Raw genomic sequence first — 21111 nt, 5'->3', positions numbered from 1 at the left:
ACTATGAATATCTTTTTTCATGAATTGAAGGCTTATCGGAAGTCGACGATTATTTGGTCGGTATCGTTAGTGTTGATCATCGCTCTATTTATGTCATTCTATCCTGCCTTTGCTAAGGATGCAGAGGATTTCCAAAAAATCATGAAAGGCTATCCCGAGGCCATCAGGAATGCCATCGGCTTTAACCTTGGGAATTTCTTTACCATTCTAGGTTTCTATTGCTTTCCGTTGTCGTTCATTACAGTGTGTGGAGCAATTCAGGGGATGAATCTTGGCACGAGCATTGTCAGTAAGGAAGTCCGCGAAAAGACAGCCGATTTTCTGTTAACGAAGCCTGTTACCCGGCCAACTGTTCTAACAGCGAAACTGATGGCAGCCTTTATCTCGCTCATCATTACTAATATTATCTATCTAGCTGTAACGATAATCCTGGCATTTCAAGTCAAGACAGATGACTTTAGCTTGAAGGTACTTATTATGCTCTCACTGACGATGTTTTTTATCCAGCTGATTTTCCTAGCCTTAGGGGTGATGATGTCGGTGATTGTCCCTAAGATTAAGTCGGTATTAACCGTCTCCCTTACGACCGTCTTTGCGTTCTATTTTCTGGGGTTTTTTAGCAGCACAACGGGTGAGGAAGCAAAACGCTATATTTCGCCGTTTAAGTATTTTGACACCGCCTATATCATCAAACATGAAAGCTTCGAAGCATCCTTTTTAGTGGCTGGCGCCGTTATTATCATTCTGGCCATCGCGGCGAGTTATTTTGTTTATTTAAAAAAGGATATCCACGCTGTATAGCTGCGAAATGGAGGGGTTTGGTCATGAATATATTTTTAAAAGAACTGAAATCTTATCGGAAATCGCTGATATTTTGGAGCATCGGTGTCTTCCTCATGGTGGCATCAGGCATGGCTAAATATGAGGCCTATTCCTCATCGGGCCAATCGATCAATGATCTGATTGCCGATCTACCCAAATCGATGAAGGCAGTCATGGGTTTCGGTGTCGTTGATTTATCAAAGATTAGCGGTTATTATTCCTTGCTGTATATTTATTTATTATTAATGGCGACGATCCATGCAGCGATGCTCGGAGCTTCAATTATTGCCAAAGAAGAACGGGACAAAACAGCGGAGTTTCTCTTTGTCAAACCAGTTTCCAGAAATACCATTATTAGCGCAAAATTATTGGCCGCCTTCACAAATATTGTCATCTTCAATCTTGTCACCTGGGGTTCATTGATTATTTTGGTTGGGAAATACAATAGCGCAGGTGAAGCGGTTAATGGGGATATCGCCCTTACCATGGTAGGCATGTTTATTTTACAGGTTTTGTTTATGGTCATCGGAAGCGCGCTTGCGGCTGTAAAAAAGAAACCGAAGACAGCGCCATCTCTAGCAACCGGTGTGCTTCTTCTTACGTATATGTTATCGATTGCAATTGATTTGAACGAGAACATCGAAGGCATGAAATACTTCACTCCCTTTAAATATTTTGATGCAAAAAATGTGATGTTTGGTGGTGGACTCGAGGCGATTTTCATCGTCATATCCGTGATTATCATTGCCGCATTATTAGTAGTAACCTTCACTTTTTATAAAAAGAAAGATTTAAATGCATAATGAGAGGCCTGACTTTTGTCAGGCCTTTCCTTTTGTGACTACTTTTCCCGTGTCATTTTTACAAGGGTATTGATATCACTTGAAAGCTTGCTATAGGAAGGAGTATCTAATTTAATATTTGCCTTTATTCCATCAATAAGCGGCAATGCTTTTGGGTTTGTAATTGTTAAAATTTGAACATGGCCATTAAAGGCTTTATCCATCAAATCTTTTGCTCGATCTAAATTGTCATCGTTATTCAACTTCGAAGGGTCAACCCCATCGAGATTACCGGTTCCAGATTCTCCTGCGGTGTTTTTTAACACCTTGCTTTGTAATTCATCATAGCGAGTGGAGGTCACTTCCGGTTGTGCTCTTGCCAGAATAATGGTGTCATCTAAGACAAATACTTTTATTCCTGGAATCCCCTCTCCAGATAGGCGTGATTCCAAATGGGAGGAAATCCCGCCGTCATGGAGGCTGGAACTGCCAATCAAGCTATAGACATTCGTTCCAACCCCGCTTGTTGTTTGACCATTTTTGTTTGTGGTATCTTTCTTAGCTCTGTCCACACTTGGAATGACATTTGGACTATTATGATGTCCATGGACATTCCCATTTCCTTTTTTATTAACAGCCGGATCATGATAGTCAAGATTTTCTGCAGCCCCGACCTCATTTCCCTTCACTCCGTTTTGGGCTGAACATCCCGACAGCACTAATAAGGCAGCAATCGGGAACCCCCAGATTTTCCACTTTCGTTTAAACATAAAATAGCCTCCTTTTTTTAAATGTATTTTCCCCATGAATTTTCTAATTATGAATGGAATATTTCGGAACATATTGAGAAAAGTATTTATTAAGAGAGAATAATGTCGAAAATACTGGAGGTATAAAAGATGGCTGAAGAAAACAAGGAAAATCCAGAATCGTTATCTAGAAGGAAATTCATTCGTAATACCGGTTTCACCGTGGGCGGGCTGGCTGTTGGTGGTGTCTTGGGCAGTCTGCTCCCTTTAAATCGTAAAAAAGAGGAAAAAGTAACACAGACAAAAGCTGAAAATTTTAATCAGGCGTTGATGTATTTTACACCTGAACAATTCCAATTGACCGAAGCAGCAACAGAAAGGATTTTTCCGGAGGATGACCATGGGCCGGGAGCAAAGGCTCTAGGTGTGGCTTTCTTTATTGACCATCAGTTGGCTGGTGATTGGGGTTTTAATGCAAGGGAATATATGCAGGCACCCTTTTTCAAAGGTGAAAAGGTTCAAGGCTACCAGGGACGGTTAAGGCGCAGAGATATTTTTGATATCGGGCTGAGGGAACTTCAAAATCATAGTATGTCCGTTTATAAGAAAAAATTCACTGAGTTAAAAGAGGAAGAGCAGGATGCCGTTCTGAAAGATTTTGAGGAAGATAAAGTAAACTTAACGACCATTTCTCCGAGTGGATTTTTTCAAATGCTTAGGGGCGCCACACTAGAAGGTGCTTATAGTGATCCATTATACGGGGGAAATAAAAATATGGACGGCTGGAAAATGAAGAAATATCCTGGCAGTCAAATGGCTTATACAGACATTATTGACAAGGATTTTAAGGAAGTTAAACCACAAAGTTTAAAATCTCATATGAATCACTAAGGAAGTAGGTGGAAATGATGGTGAGGAAGTTACCGAAAGTAGATGTAGTTATTATTGGCGTGGGATGGGCAGGTGGAATCATCGCGTCTGAACTGACCAAAAAAGGACTGAAAGTGGTCGGTTTGGAAAGAGGTAAGGAACGAAAAACGGAAGATTACTTTATGGTCCATGATGAACTAAGGTATGCATTGCGCTATGGGATGATGCAAGACCTATCAAAAGAAACGATTACTTTTCGCAGTAATGAAAAAATCCGTGCACTTCCGATGCGGCAGTATGGCTCGTTTCTGCTAGGAGATGGATTAGGGGGTTCAGGTGTCCATTGGAACGGGCAGACCTTCCGTTTTTTGCCGTATGATTTTGAAATCTATAGTAAGACAGTTGATAGGTATGGCAAAAATAAAATTCCTGCAGGAATGACGATTCAAGATTGGGGAATTACCTATGATCAAATTGAGCCCTATTATGATAAATTTGAAAAACTTACAGGTATTTCCGGGGAGGAAAATCCGCTTGCTGGCAAACGATCAAGTAAGTATCCAACTCCACCGATGAAAAAGTCGCCTCCATTGCAAATGTTCGAGGAGGCTGCGAAAAAATTGAAGCTCCATCCCTATATGATGCCGTCTGCTAACCTCTCTGAATCCTATACAAATCCAGATGGAATCGCACGATCAGCCTGTCAATATTGCGGATACTGTGAGCGCTTTGGCTGCGAATATGGAGCAAAGGCCGATCCGGTTGTAACCGTAATTCCTATCGCAAACAAAACGGGGAATTTTGAAATTAGAACCCATTCAAATGTGAGGAGGATATTAAAAACGGGGAATAAGGTCACCGGGGTTATGTACACAGATGTGACAACAGGCGAGGAAATTGAACAGCCTGCTGATATTGTCGTCTTAACAAGCTATGTATTCAATAATATTCGCCTTTTATTAATGTCGAATGTGGGCAAACCTTACGATCCAGGTACAGGAAAAGGCGTGATTGGGAAAAATTATGCTTATCAAGTGATCAAAGGGAATGCCATAGGTTTTTTTGATGATAAAGAATTTAATACGTTTGCAGGCGCCGGTTCGCTCGGAATGGTATTGGATGATTATAATGGTGATAATTTTGACCACTCCAAGGTTGGCTTTATTCATGGCGGGATGGTTTCTCTCAGTCAAACGGGATTAAGGCCGATTCAAAATAACCCGGTCCCTGGAGGCAAGCCTACATGGGGAAAAGAGTTCAAGGAAAAGTCAGTTAAATATGCCAATCGCTATTTATCCGTAGGCGCCCAAGGTTCCTCGATGCCTTTTAAACATCACTATCTAGACCTTGATCCAAGCTATAAAGATGCTTACGGGGACCCTTTAATCCGGATTACCTTTGATTTTGAAAATCAAGATCAGCAGCTGGCCAAGTTCCTTGCCTCCAAATGTGAAGGAATCCTTAAAGAAATGGGAGCAGACCACATCGATGCGATGAAAGATTTAGGTCCTTATGATATCACCACCTATCAATCGACCCACAATACGGGCGGTGTGATTATGGGGAATGATCCGACGACCTCGGCCGTCAATAATTATTTGCAAATGTGGGACGTCGATAATTTGTTTGTGGTGGGAGCATCCGCATTTCCGCATAACTCTGGCTATAATCCGACGGATACCGTGGGTGCATTAGCCTACCGTGCGGCTGAAGGAATTATTAAATACCATGATAAAGGCGGACAGGTTGTTTAATTCTCCTTGAAAATGGATTTAATGATAACGATAGTGATAATATAGGTAAATGAATTAGAAATAGGAGGAGAACCAAATGACAACACAAAATGAAAACAATACCTTGCCGCCAAAAACTTGTTCCGTAGAACGCTTAGTCACACTTGAAGGAGATGTAAAGAAGGTACTTTCAGGTGAAAAAACAGCGACGCGCCGGAATGGCCGCTATGCGGATCCTGGTGAAATCATGACATTGGAAGGCCGTGACTTTGTGGTAGACCGTGTCTATTCTCAGTCATTAGGTGAATTAACGGATGATGATGCACGCCGTGAGGGCTTCGAAAATGTGGAAGCCTATAAACAATCGATTCTAAGTATTCATCCTGGAATGCCATGGCTGCCGCAAATGCGCGTGTGGGTTCATGAGTTTAGCCCTGTTCAAAAATAGTCTTAAATGCTCGAGGTCCATTTCAAAAGTGGGCCCTTTTTTTATGGAATTTTCAATGCTAATCCCAAAAAGACCTTCGAAATATACCTTATATTTACAGGTAAATTATTTGGTTAATCGAAGTAAAAAAATTATAATATTCCTAGAGAGGATTTCCGAGAGGCTGGGTGAGTGAATGAAATTTTTATCAAAATACATAAAGAAGTACTGGAAATCTTTTAGCATAGCGGTTTTATTCCTTACCATTGAGGCGATTAGTGATTTAATGCAGCCAACCATTATGGCGAAAATTATTGATGAAGGTGTGGCCAACAAGGATATCAATTATGTTTTTAAAATGGGAGGTTTGATGCTGCTCATTACGGCCTGTGGAGCGGTCGCTGCTTCCACTAGAAGTGTAGTCGCTAGTATTGTTTCACAAAACTTCGGGACGGAGTTAAGGTCGGACTTATTCAAAAAAATTCAAACGCTTTCGTTTAAAAACATCGATAAATTTGATCGCGCCTCCCTTGTTACCAGACTGACGAATGATGTGACCCAAGTTCAGGTGTTTGTTAATGGATTGATGCGGATTTTTGTCAAAGCCCCGTTGCTAGCTATTGGCGGTTTGATTATGGCCACACGGTTAAACCTGCAGCTTTCCGTGGTCCTGGCGGTTGTGGTTCCAATTGTTGCGCTATTAATCATCTTTAATATGAGATTGGGCTTTCCTCTCTTTTCCCGTGTTCAAAATGGATTGGACCGGGTGAATAGTGTCATGCGGGAGTACCTATCCGGGGTCCGAGTTGTGAAGGCGTTTAATCGCTTTGATGTCGAGGTTGGCAAGTTTACGAAGGTAAATGACCAGTATAAAAATCAAGCCATTTCAGCAAATCGACTGATGTCCTCCTTCAGTCCAGCGATTATGCTTACCGTTAATCTAGGGATTGTTGTTGTCCTTTGGATCGGCGGCAATGGTGTGAATACGGGCGATATTCAGGTCGGCCATATTATTGCCTTTATCAACTATATGACGCAAATCCTATTTTCATTGATGATGATCTCGATGGTTTTTACGATGTTTGTTAGAGCAAAGGCGTCGGCAGGGAGAATCGATGAGGTATTTTCTCAAGTGGATAGCGTTTCTTGGAATGAGGAACTTAGGTTAAATTCTATTGAAAAAGGCCGAATCGACTTTGAAAATGTTTCTTTTTCCTATGAACAAGCAACAGGGGAGCCAATCTTAAAAAATATTAATCTTACCATCCTGCCTGGAGAAACAGTAGGAATCATCGGCTCAACAGGATCAGGGAAAAGCACACTTGTCGGACTCATCCCCCGTTTCTACGATACAGTGAGCGGCACGATTAAAGTAGACGGTGTTGATAGTAAACTGGTTAGTCCGAAGAAATTACGAGAGAAAATTGCGATCGTGCCCCAGAAGAACATTTTGTTTACGGGGAGTGTCGCGGAAAATATTCGCTGGGGTAATGAAGAGGCAACGGATTCAGAAGTGGTTACGGCCGCGACAATGGCCGGGGCACATGATTTTATTGAGAGGTCACCGGAGGGTTACCAAACAAGGATTGGCCAAGGGGGCGTCAATTTTTCCGGCGGACAAAAGCAACGGATTTCCATTGCTAGAGCCTTAGTAAAGAAACCAGAAATTTTGATATTAGATGATAGTACAAGTGCCGTTGACGTCGCAACCGAGGCGAAGATCAAGGAGGCCTTGAAGAAATATGCTAAAGGGCTTACCTGTTTATTAATTGCCCAGCGAATCACCTCGATTATCGATGCCGATAAAATTGTCGTCCTCGACCGCGGCGAAGTTGTTGGGGTTGGTACACATCAGGAACTATTGAAGGATTGCCGTGTTTATCAGGAAATCTACCAATCTCAAGTTGGCAAGGAGGTGCATCCGTAGTGTCAAAGGGAAACGTACAGACTGGGAATACTCCCCCTGCTCCGCCGCCGATGAGACCAGGCGGTTTTGGCGGAGCCCAACGCCGTGGGCCTGTTGTCAAGCCAAAGAACTTTAAAGGGACATTGCAAAGACTTTGGCAATACTTCGGCAAAGAACGAAAAATGCTCACGGTTATTTTTATTTTTATTGTAATGGACGCAGCCCTGATGCTGCTTGCACCCTTCCTGATTGGAAAAGCGATTGATTCGATGCGAATAAATGGTGGAAAAGTAGATTTTGGCTTTCTAGAGATGATGATCTTGATCTTGGTGGCAGCGTATCTGACTGACAGCCTGTTAACCTTTTTACAAGGATGGCTGATGGCCGGTGTTTCCCAGCGAATTGTCAAAAGCTTAAGGGATGCCCTTTTTAAAAAATTACAAAAGCTGCCGGTATCCTTTTTTGATTCTCGTTCACACGGCGAGTTAATGAGCAGGCTATCGAACGACGTCGATAATATTAGTAATACAATCTCGCAATCAACGACGCAATTAATGTCCGGGGTGGTCATCATTACAGGGTCATTAATGATGATGTTACTATTGAGCCCTATCTTGACATTAGCAAGCTTAATAACCGTACCGCTTGTCTTTTTACTCACAAAAACGATCGCTAAACGGACGAGTGTCCTGTTTAAAAACCAGCAAGTGGAGCTGGGAAAATTAAATGGCCATATTGAGGAAACAATCTCTGGAATTGAAATTGTCAAAGCCTTTAATCACGAGGAAAAGGTCATCGAAGAATTTGAAGTGGTCAATACGAGGCTGCGTGAGGTCGGCCTCAAGGCGCAAATTTGGTCCGGATTTTTGATGCCGATCATGAACGTCATTAATAACCTTGGCTTTGCAGTGGTAGCGGTGGTTGGAGGAATCCTTGCGGTCAAAAGCATCATTACGATTGGGGCAATTGCCAGCTTCATCACCTACTCCAGGCAATTTGTCAGGCCGCTTAATGACCTGGCGAATATTTTCAACATTCTTCAGTCTGGCGTTGCTGGGGCCGAACGTGTCTTTGAAATCATCGATGAACAAGAGGAGCCAGAAGATCTCCCAGGTGCAATCGCCTTAGAAAATCCAAGAGGACATGTCATATTTGAGAATGTAAGTTTTGGTTACCGACCAGATGTGGCGATTCTAAAAAATGTCAGCTTTGAAGCGGATATCGGCAGTAGTACCGCGTTCGTCGGACCAACCGGCGCCGGAAAAACGACGATCGTAAATCTCCTGACAAGATTTTATGACGTGACAGACGGAAGAATTCTCCTCGATGGCCATGATATTCGGGAATACACAAGGGACAGCTTAAGAAGATGCTTTGGATTTGTCCTCCAGGATACGTATTTATTCTCAGGGACGATCAAGGAAAATATTAAGTATGGAAATACGAAGGCAACGGACGATGAGGTGGAACGCGCGGCGAAGATGGCCAATGCCGATACTTTTATCAAACGGCTGCCAAACCAATATGAAACGGTCTTGTCTGAAAATGGCGGGAATCTAAGCCAAGGACAGCGGCAGCTGCTGGCGATTGCGAGAGTCATTTTAGCTAAGCCCGCCCTGCTGATCCTAGATGAAGCGACGAGCAGCATTGACACCAGAACAGAGCTCCATATTCAAGAAGCCTTGTTAACATTGATGGAGAACCGGACCAGCTTTATCATAGCCCACCGCCTCAATACGATCCGCGATGCCGACACCATCATGGTCATTGACCATGGGGAAATTATCGAGAGTGGAAACCACGATACGTTAATGAGTCAGCAAGGAAAATATTACAATATGTTTTTTAATCAGTTCAAAAATGTGGAAACGGGTTTGGATGGATAGGTATAGGAGGAGAGACTGGGGTTCCAGTCTCTTCTTTTAGTCAATACATATGGTTGATGGGCTTTCTTTCATTTACCGAGAGAGCACCTTTTGATGCTTTAGGGTAAATGTAAACTTACAATAACATTATCTATCGACCCCAATGTAATCTTCTAGCAAAGGACGGACCCCCCTCTACCAAAATAAAGTAAATTATTAATGACAACTGTAAAGACACCTGCTAGAATACTTATGGTTAATCGATTATTTTCGTACCTAAAGTAAAGAAAATTAGGGAATAATGTAAAAAAACAGCTACAACTTAGGGGGATCCATATGAAAGACAAAAAGGAAATTTCAAGCCGGAGATTGCTTGGCATTGCCGGGATGGGCTGGATGTTTGATGCCATGGATGTCGGCATGCTCTCTTTTATCATTGCAGCCTTAAAAGTAGAATGGGAGCTGACTCCTGGGCAGATGGGTTGGATTGGAAGTGTCAATTCCATTGGGATGGCCGTTGGTGCACTCATTTTTGGATTAATGGCAGATAAAGTTGGCCGCAAAAATGTATTTATCATCACGTTATTATTATTTTCCGTTGGGAGCGGGCTTTCCGCAATGACCACCACATTAACCGCCTTTTTAGTGTTAAGGTTCTTCATCGGCGCTGGTTTAGGAGGAGAGCTTCCTGTTGCCTCCACACTCGTATCAGAAAGTGTCCCCGCCGAAAAACGCGGCAGGATTGTGGTTCTGCTTGAGAGCTTTTGGGCAGGAGGCTGGCTAGTTGCTGCAGTTATCTCTTATTTCATTATTCCAAAGTTTGGCTGGCAAGTGGCATTACTTATTAGTGCCATTCCTGCTTTATATGCATTATACCTACGCATGGGGCTGCCGGATTCACCCCGTTTTACGGCAGTTAAGGACAAGGAAAAAATTTCAGTCTTCCAAAGCATGAGGAATTTATTTTCAAAGGATTACAGGCGCCAAACAACGATGCTTTGGATCTTATGGTTTTGTGTAGTTTTCTCCTATTATGGAATGTTTTTATGGCTTCCAAGTGTAATGATTATGAAAGGATTCAGCTTAATTAAAAGCTTTGAATATGTGCTAATTATGACGTTAGCACAGCTCCCTGGTTATTTTACAGCCGCCTGGTTTATTGAAAAATTCGGCCGTAAGTTCGTTTTAGTTGTCTATTTAATTGGTGCAGCAGTGAGTGCCTATTTCTTTGGTGCAGCAGAATCGACTGCCCTGTTGATGACTTCAGGAATTCTATTATCATTTTTTAACCTAGGTGCTTGGGGAGGTCTATACGCTTATACCCCTGAACAATACCCTACCATCATGCGTGGTACAGGCTCTGGTATGGCAGCAGCGATTGGAAGAGTTGGCGGCGTGTTAGGCCCCTTATTAGTCGGTAATCTTGTCGCACAGCAAGTATCGATTTCAACCATCTTTATGATCTTCTGTATTTCTGTCTTAATTGGAGCAATGTCCGTTTTCGTATTGGGAAAAGAAACGAAAAATACAGAACTAGTATAATAAATAGTCCAAAGAGATTCCTTATAGAGGAGTCTCTTTTTTTATATATAGAACATTGAATCATATTTAACCAAAATATTTAAAAAAGAGAATTCATTTTCCCGTTTCACATAAATCCTTTTCGACTTTAGTGTAATAAAGGCTATTTAGTGGATATAATTCATATATTTGCTTTATTGCAAATTATCTTAAAATAATGTATAATACCACTAGACGAACCCCCAAATATTTTGTACAATGTTTTCAGAATATTATCTTTTTTTAAAACAGTTAGACAAAGGCGTTTGGGAAAATTTTTTCAAAAAACAGGGGGTAAATCATGAGGAAAAAGAAATTGGCTGGTATCTTTATGTCGTTTATGGTTGCAGCAGGTGTGTTGGCAGGATGTAATTCAAGTGCTAGTAGCGATGGGGAAAAAGGAGGCACAATTAAGATTGGTGCGAACCTTGAACTATCGGGTGGAGTAGCTTCTTATGGTCAATCTGCCAAAGAAGGTATTGAGTTAGCAATCGAAGAAATCAACAAAAAAGGTATTAATGGCAAAAAACTAGAATTAGTGACAGTTGACAATAAGTCAGATGCAGCAGAGGCTACAAATGGTGCTCTAAAACTTGCCACTCAGGATAAAGTTGTTGCGATGATCGGTGCGGCAACAAGTACAAACACATTAGCACAAGTGCAGATTGCTCAAGATAACAAAATTCCATTAATTACACCAACGGCAACAAACGCAACGATCACAAATAAAGATGGAAAGGTAAATGATTTTGTGTTCCGTACATGCTTCATTGACCCATTCCAAGGTACAGTTGCAGCAAATTTCGCTTCCAATGATTTAAAGGTTAAGAGCGCGGCTGTTCTGATTGATAGCTCAAGCGATTACTCTAAAGGTCTTGCTGATTCTTTTAAAAAGAATTTTGAGGCAAATGGCGGAAAAATTGTTAAAGAAGAAGCCTATGTGGCGAAGGATACAGATTTCCGTGCAACCTTAACAAATATAAAATCAGCAAAACCAGAATATATATTCGTTCCTGGCTTTTATGAAGAAGTAGGTTTAATTATCAAACAAGCTCGTGAGCTTGGCTTAAATGTGCCAATCATGGGTGGTGACGGTTGGGACTCTCCTAAACTAGTAGAAATCGCTGGAGCAAATACACTGAATAATACATTTATTACAAACCACTATTCATCAGGTGATAGTGATAAGAAGGTTCAAGACTTTGTTGCAGCGTTCAAAGCAAAATACGACGGTAAATCTCCTGATGCCTTTACAGCACTAGGTTATGACACAGTATACTTCCTTGCGGATGCGATTAAACGTGCTGGAAGCAGTGATTCTAACAAAATTCAGAAGGCACTCGCTGAAACAGATGGATTAGAACTTGTTTCTGGAAAAGTGAAGCTTGATAAAAACCATGATCCAATTAAAGCCGCTGTTATCCTTGAGTACAAAAACGGAGAACAACAATTTAAGACAAAGATTAATCCTTAAGAGAAAAGCGGAAGCGCCTGTCCAGGGGCGACAGGCATAAGACGAGCCGGCGAGAAGGCTGTTTTTTAGCCTTCTTGACGGATTGGCTTATGACCCCGAGCCCCTAGGCGCTGCAGCTAGCCCAAGAGAAAAGCGGAAGTGCCTTATCGTTGAAGCTAGCAAAATTTTATAGTTTGCCAGAGGGATAGGGAGCGTGATGTCTCCCTATTCCACTTTATAAAAGAAATGCAAGTTTCCCAACATGCAAACTTTGTTTAATTGTATTTAAAAAAAGATACGTGAAGTCGGTCCAAAGGAGTGTAAGACATATGGAATTAATACAGCAGCTTGTAAATGGAATATCCTTGGGCAGTATTTATGCATTAATCGCTCTAGGGTATACAATGGTTTATGGTATTGTAAAACTGATTAACTTCGCCCATGGAGATGTATTCATGGTTGGTGCATTTATAGGGTTTTATTCCATTACTATTTTAGATTTAGGATTTTTCCCAGCATTACTTATTTCAATGGTGGCCTGTGCCATCTTTGGTGTTTTAATCGAGAGGATTGCTTATAAGCCTCTTAGAAATGCAACTAGAATTGCGGCCCTTATTACCGCAATTGGGGTTTCGTTGTTTATTGAGTATGGTACCATTTATATTCGTGGTGCCCAGCCGGAAGCCTATCCAGATGGAATCGTTCCAATAAAGAGCTTAGAGCTTTTAGGGGTAAAAATTAGCGGTCAGTCCTTACTTATCTTAGGAACTTCGTTAATTTTAATGATTTTACTACAATTTATCGTTCATAAAACAAAAATTGGTAAAGCCATGCGAGCCGTATCACACGATATGGATGCCGCAAGATTAATGGGAATCAATGTGAATAACACGATTTCAGCAACTTTTGCGATTGGTTCTGCCCTTGCTGGTGCAGCCGGAGTTATTTTTGGTGTCTACTATACAAAAATTGAGCCTTTGATGGGAATTATTCCAGGACTTAAAGCATTTGTTGCCGCAGTTTTAGGCGGAATCGGGAGTATTCCTGGGGCGATGACTGGCGGTTTAGTTTTGGGTGTAATCGAGTCACTTGTTAGTGCAGCAGGCTACTCCCTATGGCGTGACGCCGTAGCATTTGTCGTCCTTATCTTAATCTTAATCTTCCGTCCAGCAGGTTTATTTGGTAAAAATATCAGGGAAAAGGTTTAAGGGGGTCTTTTAGCGATGGCAATTTTAAAACAAGCGAAGTTTTTCTGGACCTCGATCGTTTTAGCCGTTATATTTTCAGTCGTCATGCAATTTTTAATAACTGGCGGGTCATTGAACCAGTTTTATGTAAACACACTATTTTTTATCGGAATTAATATCATCCTAGCCGCAAGTCTCCATTTAATTATTGGGATTACAGGGCAATTTTCAATTGGACATGCTGGTTTCCTAGCCGTTGGAGCCTACGCTTCAGCAATCATGACCATGAAATTGGGCCTGCCCTTTCCAGTGGCCATCCTTGTTGGCGGATTGGCAGCCGCTGTGGCGGGGCTCATTATAGGGATTCCGACACTTAGATTAAAAGGAGATTATCTTGCCATTGCCACGCTTGGCTTTGGAGAGATTGTAAGAATTGTCTTTTTAAATATTGAATATGTCGGTGGGGCAAGCGGGATGACAGTCTCCCACTTAACAACGTGGCCATGGCTGGTTGCTTGTGTATTGCTAACCATCATTGTGATTGTGAACTTTACCAACTCGACACATGGACGAGCTTGTGTTTCAATTAGAGAAAATGAAATTGCTGCAGATGCAATGGGGATCAATACAACCTTTTATAAGGTTACAGCTTTTGCCATCGGTGCCTTCTTTGCCGGAATTGCCGGTGCCTTATATGCGCATAACTTTTATATCATTCAGCCGACTAACTTTGGCTTTTTGAAATCATTTGATATTTTAATTTTTGTAGTATTAGGCGGGCTTGGAAGTATGTCTGGAGCGGTTATTGCAGCGGTCCTATTAACGATTATTTCGACCTACCTTTCCAGTTATCCAGAGGTTCGGATGGTTGTTTACAGTCTTGTCTTAATTGCAATGATGCTTTTCCGACCACAAGGATTGCTAGGAACGAGAGAGATTACCTCATTCTTTAAAGCTGGTAAAACCGCTAAAGGAGGAGTGCAAAAATGAATGAAAAAACAACGTTGCTTAAAGTAGAAAATACCGGGATCCGTTTTGGCGGCTTAAAGGCTGTTTCGGATGTAAACCTGGAATTAAATCAGGGTGAACTTGTCGGTTTAATTGGCCCAAATGGTGCCGGGAAAACGACGTTTTTTAACTTGCTAACAGGTGTCTACGTTCCAACCGAGGGAAGCATTACGTTAGATGGCGAAAAACTAAATGGCTTTGCGCCATATAAAATTACCAAAAAGGGAATCAGCCGGACCTTTCAAAACATTCGTTTGTTTAGTGAACTGTCTGTTCTCGATAATGTAAAGGTAGCCTATCATTCGTTGGCCAAGCATTCGATGCTGAGCTCTATTTTCCGCCTCCCTTCCCACTTCTCCGGAGAGAAGGAAATGGAAGAAAAGGCGATTGAATTCTTAAAAATCTTTAAGCTAGAAAATGTGATGCATGAAAAGGCAAAAAATTTACCATATGGTCAGCAGCGTCGCCTTGAAATTGCCCGGGCATTAGCTGCTAATCCTAAATTATTGCTGCTGGATGAACCGGCTGCCGGCATGAATCCACAGGAAACAGAAGAACTGATGAATTTAATCGCGTTAATTCGTGAGAGATTTTCGTTAACGATCCTATTAATTGAACACGACATGCTTCTTGTTATGGGTGTCTGTGAGCGAATTTATGTGCTTGACCATGGTCAATTAATTGCCAATGGTACACCTGAACAAATTAGAAATAATCCAAAAGTCATCGAAGCTTATCTTGGAGAGGAGGTCTCCTAATGCTAAAAGTAAATGATATTAATGTTTATTATGGAAATATCCATGCATTGAAGGGAGTTTCTCTCGAGATCAATCAAGGAGAAATTGTCACACTGATTGGCGCCAATGGTGCTGGGAAAAGTACGCTTTTACAAACCATATCAGGGTTACTAAAACCGAAAAATGGTGAAGTATTGTTTGAAGGTGAACATGTGGAGGGCAAGGTTCCTCAATTAATTGTTAAACGGGGGATTTCGCAAGTACCAGAAGGCCGCCGTGTTTTCTCAAACATGTCGGTTGAGGAAAATCTAGAATTAGGTGCGTATTTACGGAAAGATAAAAAAGGCATTCAAGAAGATTTTGAAAAGATTTATCAGTTATTCCCTCGCTTGCTGGAGCGCCGTAAGCAACTATCTGGTACGCTTTCTGGGGGAGAGCAGCAAATGGTCGCCATGGGCCGTGCATTAATGGCTAGACCTCGTCTATTACTATTAGATGAGCCTTCCATGGGTCTTGCGCCGATTTTAGTAAAAACCATTTTCAAGATTATTGAGGAAATCAATAAAACTGGGACAACCATTTTATTGGTAGAGCAAAATGCTAATATGGCGTTATCGATTGCCGATCGTGCCTATGTCATTGAGACCGGAAAAATTGTTGCTTCAGGTACAGCTGAAGAGCTTAATCAAAGCGATCAAATTAGAAATGCTTATTTAGGCGGTCACTAAGCCTTGGCTATAAAAGAGGAGTTGGGAATCCCCCAGCTCCTTGTAATATTTATATATTCATTTTTCTTCGTTCGGTATCAATCTGGAATTGCTGTCGTCTTTTCGGACTTAATAGATGTCTAATTTTGTTCGCATAATCTTCATAGAGCTGTTCGAGTCCGACTAATGTGAGCGAAAAGAAGTTAGCGTAATTCTTTTGAACTTCCCACTTTAACTCGTTCTTTCCACAAATACTATATTTATTTAACTCTTCAATTTCCTCACGAATCTTTGCTAGTTCACCAGGTTGCAGCTCTGCTGGAAGAGAGAGAACATAATCAATTTTTTCAATATAATCCATCGATTTCTCTATTTTCCATTTGATTTCTAGATAATTTTCTTCATCAATCAGGCCGTATTTTAATTTGAAATCATTTAGTAGTTGTGCCGATTCATAGGTTGAATTAACAATGTCATCACGTGTCATATCTTTTGTTTCATAGCTAAGCATATGCTTCCACGAAGGCTGGGTAATCGCCTTGCGGTGATCCTCAAGTGTGTGGCAGAACTTTTTATAGCCATGGTGTTCTGGATTTTCAAACGCTGGGCTTGCAGGATCTAGGAACGGTGCAAGTGGTGCGACGAAGTAGAATATCCGTTTGTCTTGATTGCAGGCAAGATGGATTTTTTCACAGAAATCAATGTTTTCTAACACGCTGTCATAGGTCTGTCCTGGAATCCCAACCATGAAGAATAAATCAATTTTTTTACAGCCATGCTTTAAGGCAAAATTAAGCGTATCGATTACTTTAGGGTTCGTACAGTTGAATTTCCCGTTGTAGCGTCTGATTTTTTCATCGTGTGTTTCCAGGGTAATTTCAATACAATATTTCGGAACGCTATCATTCATCTGTTGAAAGAACCCTTCGTCTGCATACTGGAATAACTCAAAGACGACCTCATTTTTAAGATGAAGTTCCTTCAGCCGGCTAAAAAATTCCTTCACGTATTCACGTCCGCCCTGGCGCAGGTCATGAAGGATAAAAATCGGTGACCGGCTAAAGCGTGAAATGAATTTAATGTCCTCAACTAGTTTTTCGGGCGACCGTAAGGCAAGGGAGCTTCGGTTACAGTTTTGATCATAGGCATCCTTAGAACCGCCGCAGATGAGACAGTTTTGTGAACAGCCTCTCGCTGTCAGTAAAGCGGTATTTGGATATTGCAGCCAGCCATTGTACGGAAGCGGGTCAAGGAAATTCCGATATTTAAATACAGAACGGATCGCATAACGATATCCTGGAACGTCAAGGTCATCCAAATCCTTTGGTACATAAGTAAGCGGATTGCAGCCAATGCCGCTCCCCTTTTTCCAAGTTAAATTGGGAATGTCCGCATAGTGGGTATTCCCTTGTTCAATTTTATTCATCAATAACAGCATCAGCTTTTCGGTTGAATCGCCGCGCATAACAAAGTCTATGCAAGGATATTCAATTAACTCCCTATGATAATAAGTGGCAGAAAGTCCGCCAAAAATCACTGGAATATCTGGATGAAGCTTTTTTACAATTTTCGCCAGCTCGATACTGCCGTGTGCATGCGGAAGCCAATGGAGATCAATGCCGAAAGCCTTGGTGTTAATATTCCTTAACTTTGCTTCCACATCAAACTTATTACTCATCAGCATCCGATTGGCGATATTAATGATCTTGACCCGAAGACCGTATCTTTCAAGGTATTCTGCAATACTAGTGATTCCGATGGGGTACATTTCAAAAACAGGTGATGATGGCACAACATCACTGATGGGGCCGGCTAGCAGGGAGTTTTTTCGAAAGTCATAAACACTTGGTGCATGCAAAAGCACTAAATCGTATTTCATTGATTCCACCTCAAGTAGATTAGTTTGGAAGAGCAACTTCTTTCTCTATGTATGATTAAATGTAACTTATTTCAATATAATATTTGTGAGGAATTTCACATAAGCAATTTCTGAATTGCGATAATGAAGATATTATCTATTTTGGGAATGTATGTAATTTAATCTTGTTAATTTTAGTGTACTATAATAATGGTTTAATAGAGTGACAAACGGGTGACAGAATTTGGGTGATTTTGTGTAATTTTTGCTGTTCCAGTATGCTGATACTGGATAGTAGTCTTTAAAGTCAGGGAGGAGTTTGTAAAGTGGCACAGGGTAAGACCAATGCAATGCGTATTCTTGACGCAAAAAAGGTTAGCTATGAGATGCTGACCTACGATAATAAAGATGGGAAAATTGACGGTTTTTCTGTTGCGGAGAAAATTGGCCGGGAGCCAAAGGAAGTCTATAAAACGCTTGTTGCAATGGGCGCGAGCAGGAATATATTTGTTTTCGTCATTCCCGTGGCAGAGGAATTGGATTTGAAAAAGGCAGCCAAAGCAGCCGGTGAAAAGAATATTGAAATGCTTCCGGTGAAGGATATTCAGAAATGGACTGGATATATCCGCGGCGGCTGCTCGCCGATTGGCATGAAAAAAGAATATAAGACGTTTATTGATGTAAGCTGCAGGTCGATCGATTCGATCATTGTTAGTGGTGGGAAAATTGGGGTTCAAATCGTATTAGAACCTGTTCTATTGCAAGAGGTCACAAAAGCTGACATTGTCCCCATCATTAAGTAAGATTTTTTCCCTAGGCACTCACCTATAAATAACAATCGCATAAGATAGGGTGAAATTGACTTTATCTTACGATTGTCACTATAAAAGGGAGTGTTGATGAGTGGCAGGGAAAATTAAAAATTACTTTGCAGGCGGGAATACAGCAAGAGGCTTTCATAATTTATATGACTCCAATCTTCAAGGTCTCGACCGGTTATTTATTTTAAAAGGCGGTCCAGGAACAGGTAAATCCTCATTAATGAAAAAAATCGGTAATGAGTGGCTTGAAAAGGGCTATGATATTGAATTTTTACATTGTTCTTCTGATAACAATTCCATTGATGGAGTGTTGATCCCAGCGTTAAAGGTGGGAATTGTCGATGGTACCGCTCCGCATGTGATTGAACCGAAAACACCTGGAGCGGTTGACGAATACATTAACCTTGGTGAAGCCTGGGATGCCCGTGCGCTGGCCATCCATAAAAATACGATCATGAAGTTAACCAATCAGATTAGTCAATCCTTTCATAAGGCGTATGATACCTATAAAGAAGCGCTGGATATCCACGATGATTGGGAAAAGATTTATATCAACAGCATGGATTTTAAGAAAGCCGATCAATTAACTAACAAATTAATTGACACCTTCTTTGGAAAAATGAAGCTCAGTAAAAAATCTGATATCCGCCATCGCTTTTTAGGTGCTGCTACGCCAAAAGGGCCGGTAGATTATGTCCCGAATCTAACCGAAGGGATTCCAAAACGTTATTTCATTAAAGGGCGTCCGGGTTCTGGGAAATCAACAATGCTGAAAAAGCTTGCGGCAGCAGCTGAGGTTAAAGGGGTCGATGTAGAAGTTTATCATTGTGGCTTTGACCCGCACAGCCTTGATATGGTGATTTTCAGGGAGCTGGGCATTGCCATCTTTGATAGTACCGCACCACATGAATATTTCCCAAGCAGAGATGGGGATGAAATCATTGATATGTATGAATTACTGATTGCGTCCGGGACAGATGAAATTTTTGCCGATATCATCACTAAAATCTCAACCAATTACAAAAATAAAATGCTTGAGGCTACTTCCTATTTAGCCAAGGCTAAGGAACTTCATGATGAGTTAGAGGAAATTTATATTGCCGCCATGGATTTTTCAGTCGTCGAACGGATCCAGAGTAAAATTGCGGAGGAAATTAGGGAGTTAGCAGCAAGCAAGGTAGAATAGCCAAACGTTCGAATATCACTAATATATATTAATAGCTTTTCACCAAATTAGGCGGGGCGCATACATTAGAGGGAATATAAATAGAAGGGGACTAAAGCCTTGGATCATTTCAATTACCCTCAGGGTCATGGTAGTATGCCAATTTTTTCTTATGAAAACAACCTGCGGCAATCACCGCCGCATGGTGGAGGCCAACAGCAGCAGCCGCCGTCGCATGGTGGAGGGTATCAACCACCGTCGCATGGTGGAGGGTATCAACCGCCGTCGCATGGTGGAGGGTATCAACCGCCGTCGCATGGTGGAGGGTATCAACCGCCGTCGCATGGTGGAGGGCATCAACCACCGTCGCATGGTGGAGGGCATCAACCGCCGTCGCATGGTGGAGGGTATCAACCGCCGCCGCATGGTGGAGGGCATCAACCACCGCCGCACGGTGGAGGGCATCAACCACCATTTGGAGGTGGCCCGCATTATGGAGGTGCCCCGACTGCACCGCCGCCAACCTACATCCCTCAGGAAACAGCTGGATTATATGCGGTTGACCCAGGTGGAATTAGGCACTGTCTGTACCGTTATACCTATGTTTGGTTGAATAATGGAAGAAGCTTCTGGTATTATCCAACCTACGTAGGCAGAACCTCGATCGCCGGGTATCGCTGGCGCGGATACCACTGGGAATATTACGGAATGGATTTAAACAGAATCCGTTCATTTAGTTGTCACTAAGTAAGAAAGAACTGACCTGAAATGGGTCAGTTCTTTCTTTTGGTGTCATTCATCTTAATAATCAATGGTTGAGTGTAGCCATAAACATTCCAACTTATATGAAAAGTTTAGATAACAAAGGTGTGAATTGGGCAACATACTTAAATACTTTGAAATCAAAGGGGCTTACATAATGGCAAAAGACGAGAATGCAGCAAATGAAACGGTTGAAGCAAACATTAAGATTAACGAACAACTTGAAGATGGGAAGGTACACGCATCTACGGAAAGACGTTCTGCAGCAGAAAGTGCAAACCTCGAAATGCAGGATCAATTCAGAGGTGAGCAAAAACAGCCCTCTGAAGGTGTTTCGGGTGCATTTATTTTTAACCCATCAATAAAATTAAATGAGGATAATGAAGACTAAAAAATCGACTTTCAAATGTGAAAGTCGATTTTTACCTTTTAAGGGTTTGGATTCGTCTTGCTTTTCTGTCCTTTATTCCGCTTATTACCTTTGCTGTTGTCACCGCTCACAAACTCACTGGCAAATTCGGCCTCGGCATTCCCTGCTTGCGGGGAGTTTTGATTGTTGCTGCCCTTGTTGTATTTCTTGGTCATGGTAATATCCCTCCTTTTCTACTATGGTTTAGTTTGGTTTCAGGAAAGTGGTTTATTCGAAAAAAATAAAGGAAATATAGGAAGATAGGAGAATTACTATTGATTTAGTGGGTA

General features: G+C 41.6%; 20 protein-coding genes. 17 read left to right on the top strand and 3 right to left on the bottom strand.

Annotated elements, in window-relative coordinates:
* Window positions 1-3: 3 nt before the first annotated feature.
* Both AB7942_RS21175 and AB7942_RS21170 read left to right on the top strand, forming a co-directional pair.
* Window positions 4-801 carry an ABC transporter permease subunit gene (locus AB7942_RS21175; protein ID WP_369448397.1) on the top strand — a complete coding sequence of 266 codons (798 nt, stop codon included), beginning with the start codon at window positions 4-6 and terminating at the stop codon, window positions 799-801.
* Window positions 802-824: 23 nt separating this feature from the next.
* Window positions 825-1625 carry an ABC transporter permease subunit gene (locus tag AB7942_RS21170; protein WP_369448396.1) on the top strand — a complete coding sequence of 267 codons (801 nt, stop codon included), beginning with the start codon at window positions 825-827 and terminating at the stop codon, window positions 1623-1625.
* A 38-nt stretch (window positions 1626-1663) separates the two neighbouring features.
* On the opposite strand, the gene AB7942_RS21165 is transcribed toward AB7942_RS21170, so the two are convergent.
* Window positions 1664-2374 carry a hypothetical protein gene (locus tag AB7942_RS21165; protein WP_098932335.1) on the bottom strand — a complete coding sequence of 237 codons (711 nt, stop codon included), beginning with the start codon at window positions 2372-2374 and terminating at the stop codon, window positions 1664-1666.
* A 129-nt stretch (window positions 2375-2503) separates the two neighbouring features.
* Between AB7942_RS21165 and AB7942_RS21160 the strand changes: the two genes are divergently transcribed.
* The 11 genes from AB7942_RS21160 to AB7942_RS21110 all read left to right on the top strand — a co-directional run bounded on the left by AB7942_RS21160 (window position 2504) and on the right by AB7942_RS21110 (window position 15827).
* Window positions 2504-3244, top strand: coding sequence for a gluconate 2-dehydrogenase subunit 3 family protein (locus tag AB7942_RS21160; RefSeq protein WP_335398109.1), 741 nt, complete (start codon window positions 2504-2506; stop codon window positions 3242-3244).
* Window positions 3245-3261: 17 nt separating this feature from the next.
* Window positions 3262-4977 (top strand): GMC family oxidoreductase, encoded by a 1716-nt coding sequence (locus AB7942_RS21155; protein WP_335439735.1) that lies wholly within the window; start codon window positions 3262-3264, stop codon window positions 4975-4977.
* Between the two features lie 76 nt (window positions 4978-5053).
* Entirely contained in the window at window positions 5054-5404 is a 351-nt protein-coding gene (locus tag AB7942_RS21150; RefSeq protein ID WP_088084818.1) for an ASCH domain-containing protein, read from the top strand.
* 175 nt (window positions 5405-5579) lie between these two features.
* Complete coding sequence (locus AB7942_RS21145; RefSeq protein WP_369448395.1) at window positions 5580-7310, top strand: ABC transporter ATP-binding protein; 1731 nt, start codon at window positions 5580-5582, stop codon at window positions 7308-7310.
* 50 nt (window positions 7311-7360) lie between these two features.
* Window positions 7361-9175, top strand: a complete 1815-nt coding sequence (locus tag AB7942_RS21140; RefSeq protein WP_369448432.1) for an ABC transporter ATP-binding protein — start codon at window positions 7361-7363, stop codon at window positions 9173-9175.
* Between the two features lie 315 nt (window positions 9176-9490).
* Window positions 9491-10696, top strand: coding sequence for an MFS transporter (locus tag AB7942_RS21135; protein WP_098932339.1), 1206 nt, complete (start codon window positions 9491-9493; stop codon window positions 10694-10696).
* Between the two features lie 319 nt (window positions 10697-11015).
* Window positions 11016-12188, top strand: coding sequence for an ABC transporter substrate-binding protein (locus AB7942_RS21130; protein WP_088084815.1), 1173 nt, complete (start codon window positions 11016-11018; stop codon window positions 12186-12188).
* Between the two features lie 308 nt (window positions 12189-12496).
* Window positions 12497-13375 carry a branched-chain amino acid ABC transporter permease gene (locus AB7942_RS21125; protein ID WP_088084814.1) on the top strand — a complete coding sequence of 293 codons (879 nt, stop codon included), beginning with the start codon at window positions 12497-12499 and terminating at the stop codon, window positions 13373-13375.
* 15 nt (window positions 13376-13390) lie between these two features.
* On the top strand, window positions 13391-14344 hold the full coding sequence (locus tag AB7942_RS21120; RefSeq protein WP_088084813.1) for a branched-chain amino acid ABC transporter permease: 954 nt from the start codon (window positions 13391-13393) through the stop codon (window positions 14342-14344).
* Window positions 14341-15120, top strand: coding sequence for an ABC transporter ATP-binding protein (locus AB7942_RS21115; protein ID WP_088084812.1), 780 nt, complete (start codon window positions 14341-14343; stop codon window positions 15118-15120). Before AB7942_RS21120 ends, AB7942_RS21115 begins: the two co-directional genes overlap by 4 nt.
* Complete coding sequence (locus AB7942_RS21110) at window positions 15120-15827, top strand: ABC transporter ATP-binding protein (RefSeq protein WP_088084811.1); 708 nt, start codon at window positions 15120-15122, stop codon at window positions 15825-15827. The genes AB7942_RS21115 and AB7942_RS21110 overlap by 1 nt, the downstream gene beginning before the upstream one ends.
* 49 nt (window positions 15828-15876) lie before the next feature.
* On the opposite strand, the gene AB7942_RS21105 is transcribed toward AB7942_RS21110, so the two are convergent.
* On the bottom strand, window positions 15877-17685 hold the full coding sequence (locus AB7942_RS21105; RefSeq protein WP_369448394.1) for a TIGR04190 family B12-binding domain/radical SAM domain protein: 1809 nt from the start codon (window positions 17683-17685) through the stop codon (window positions 15877-15879).
* A 305-nt stretch (window positions 17686-17990) separates the two neighbouring features.
* Between AB7942_RS21105 and ybaK the strand changes: the two genes are divergently transcribed.
* The 4 genes from ybaK to AB7942_RS21085 all read left to right on the top strand — a co-directional run bounded on the left by ybaK (window position 17991) and on the right by AB7942_RS21085 (window position 20803).
* Window positions 17991-18467: a Cys-tRNA(Pro) deacylase gene (gene ybaK / locus AB7942_RS21100; RefSeq protein ID WP_088084809.1), complete on the top strand. Its 477-nt coding sequence runs from the start codon at window positions 17991-17993 to the stop codon at window positions 18465-18467.
* A gap of 100 nt (window positions 18468-18567) precedes the next feature.
* On the top strand, window positions 18568-19671 hold the full coding sequence (locus tag AB7942_RS21095; protein ID WP_088084808.1) for a PRK06851 family protein: 1104 nt from the start codon (window positions 18568-18570) through the stop codon (window positions 19669-19671).
* Window positions 19672-19798: 127 nt separating this feature from the next.
* Window positions 19799-20263, top strand: a complete 465-nt coding sequence (locus AB7942_RS21090) for a hypothetical protein (RefSeq protein ID WP_369448393.1) — start codon at window positions 19799-19801, stop codon at window positions 20261-20263.
* Window positions 20264-20569: 306 nt separating this feature from the next.
* Window positions 20570-20803: a hypothetical protein gene (locus AB7942_RS21085; RefSeq protein ID WP_098932342.1), complete on the top strand. Its 234-nt coding sequence runs from the start codon at window positions 20570-20572 to the stop codon at window positions 20801-20803.
* A gap of 38 nt (window positions 20804-20841) precedes the next feature.
* Here AB7942_RS21085 and AB7942_RS21080 read toward each other — a convergent pair whose 3' ends face one another.
* Window positions 20842-20997, bottom strand: coding sequence for a hypothetical protein (locus tag AB7942_RS21080; protein WP_214716119.1), 156 nt, complete (start codon window positions 20995-20997; stop codon window positions 20842-20844).
* Window positions 20998-21111 lie beyond the last annotated feature (114 nt).

This window comes from Neobacillus sp. BF23-41, assembly GCF_041106275.1.
This window is presented reverse-complemented; position numbering and strand designations above follow the sequence as displayed.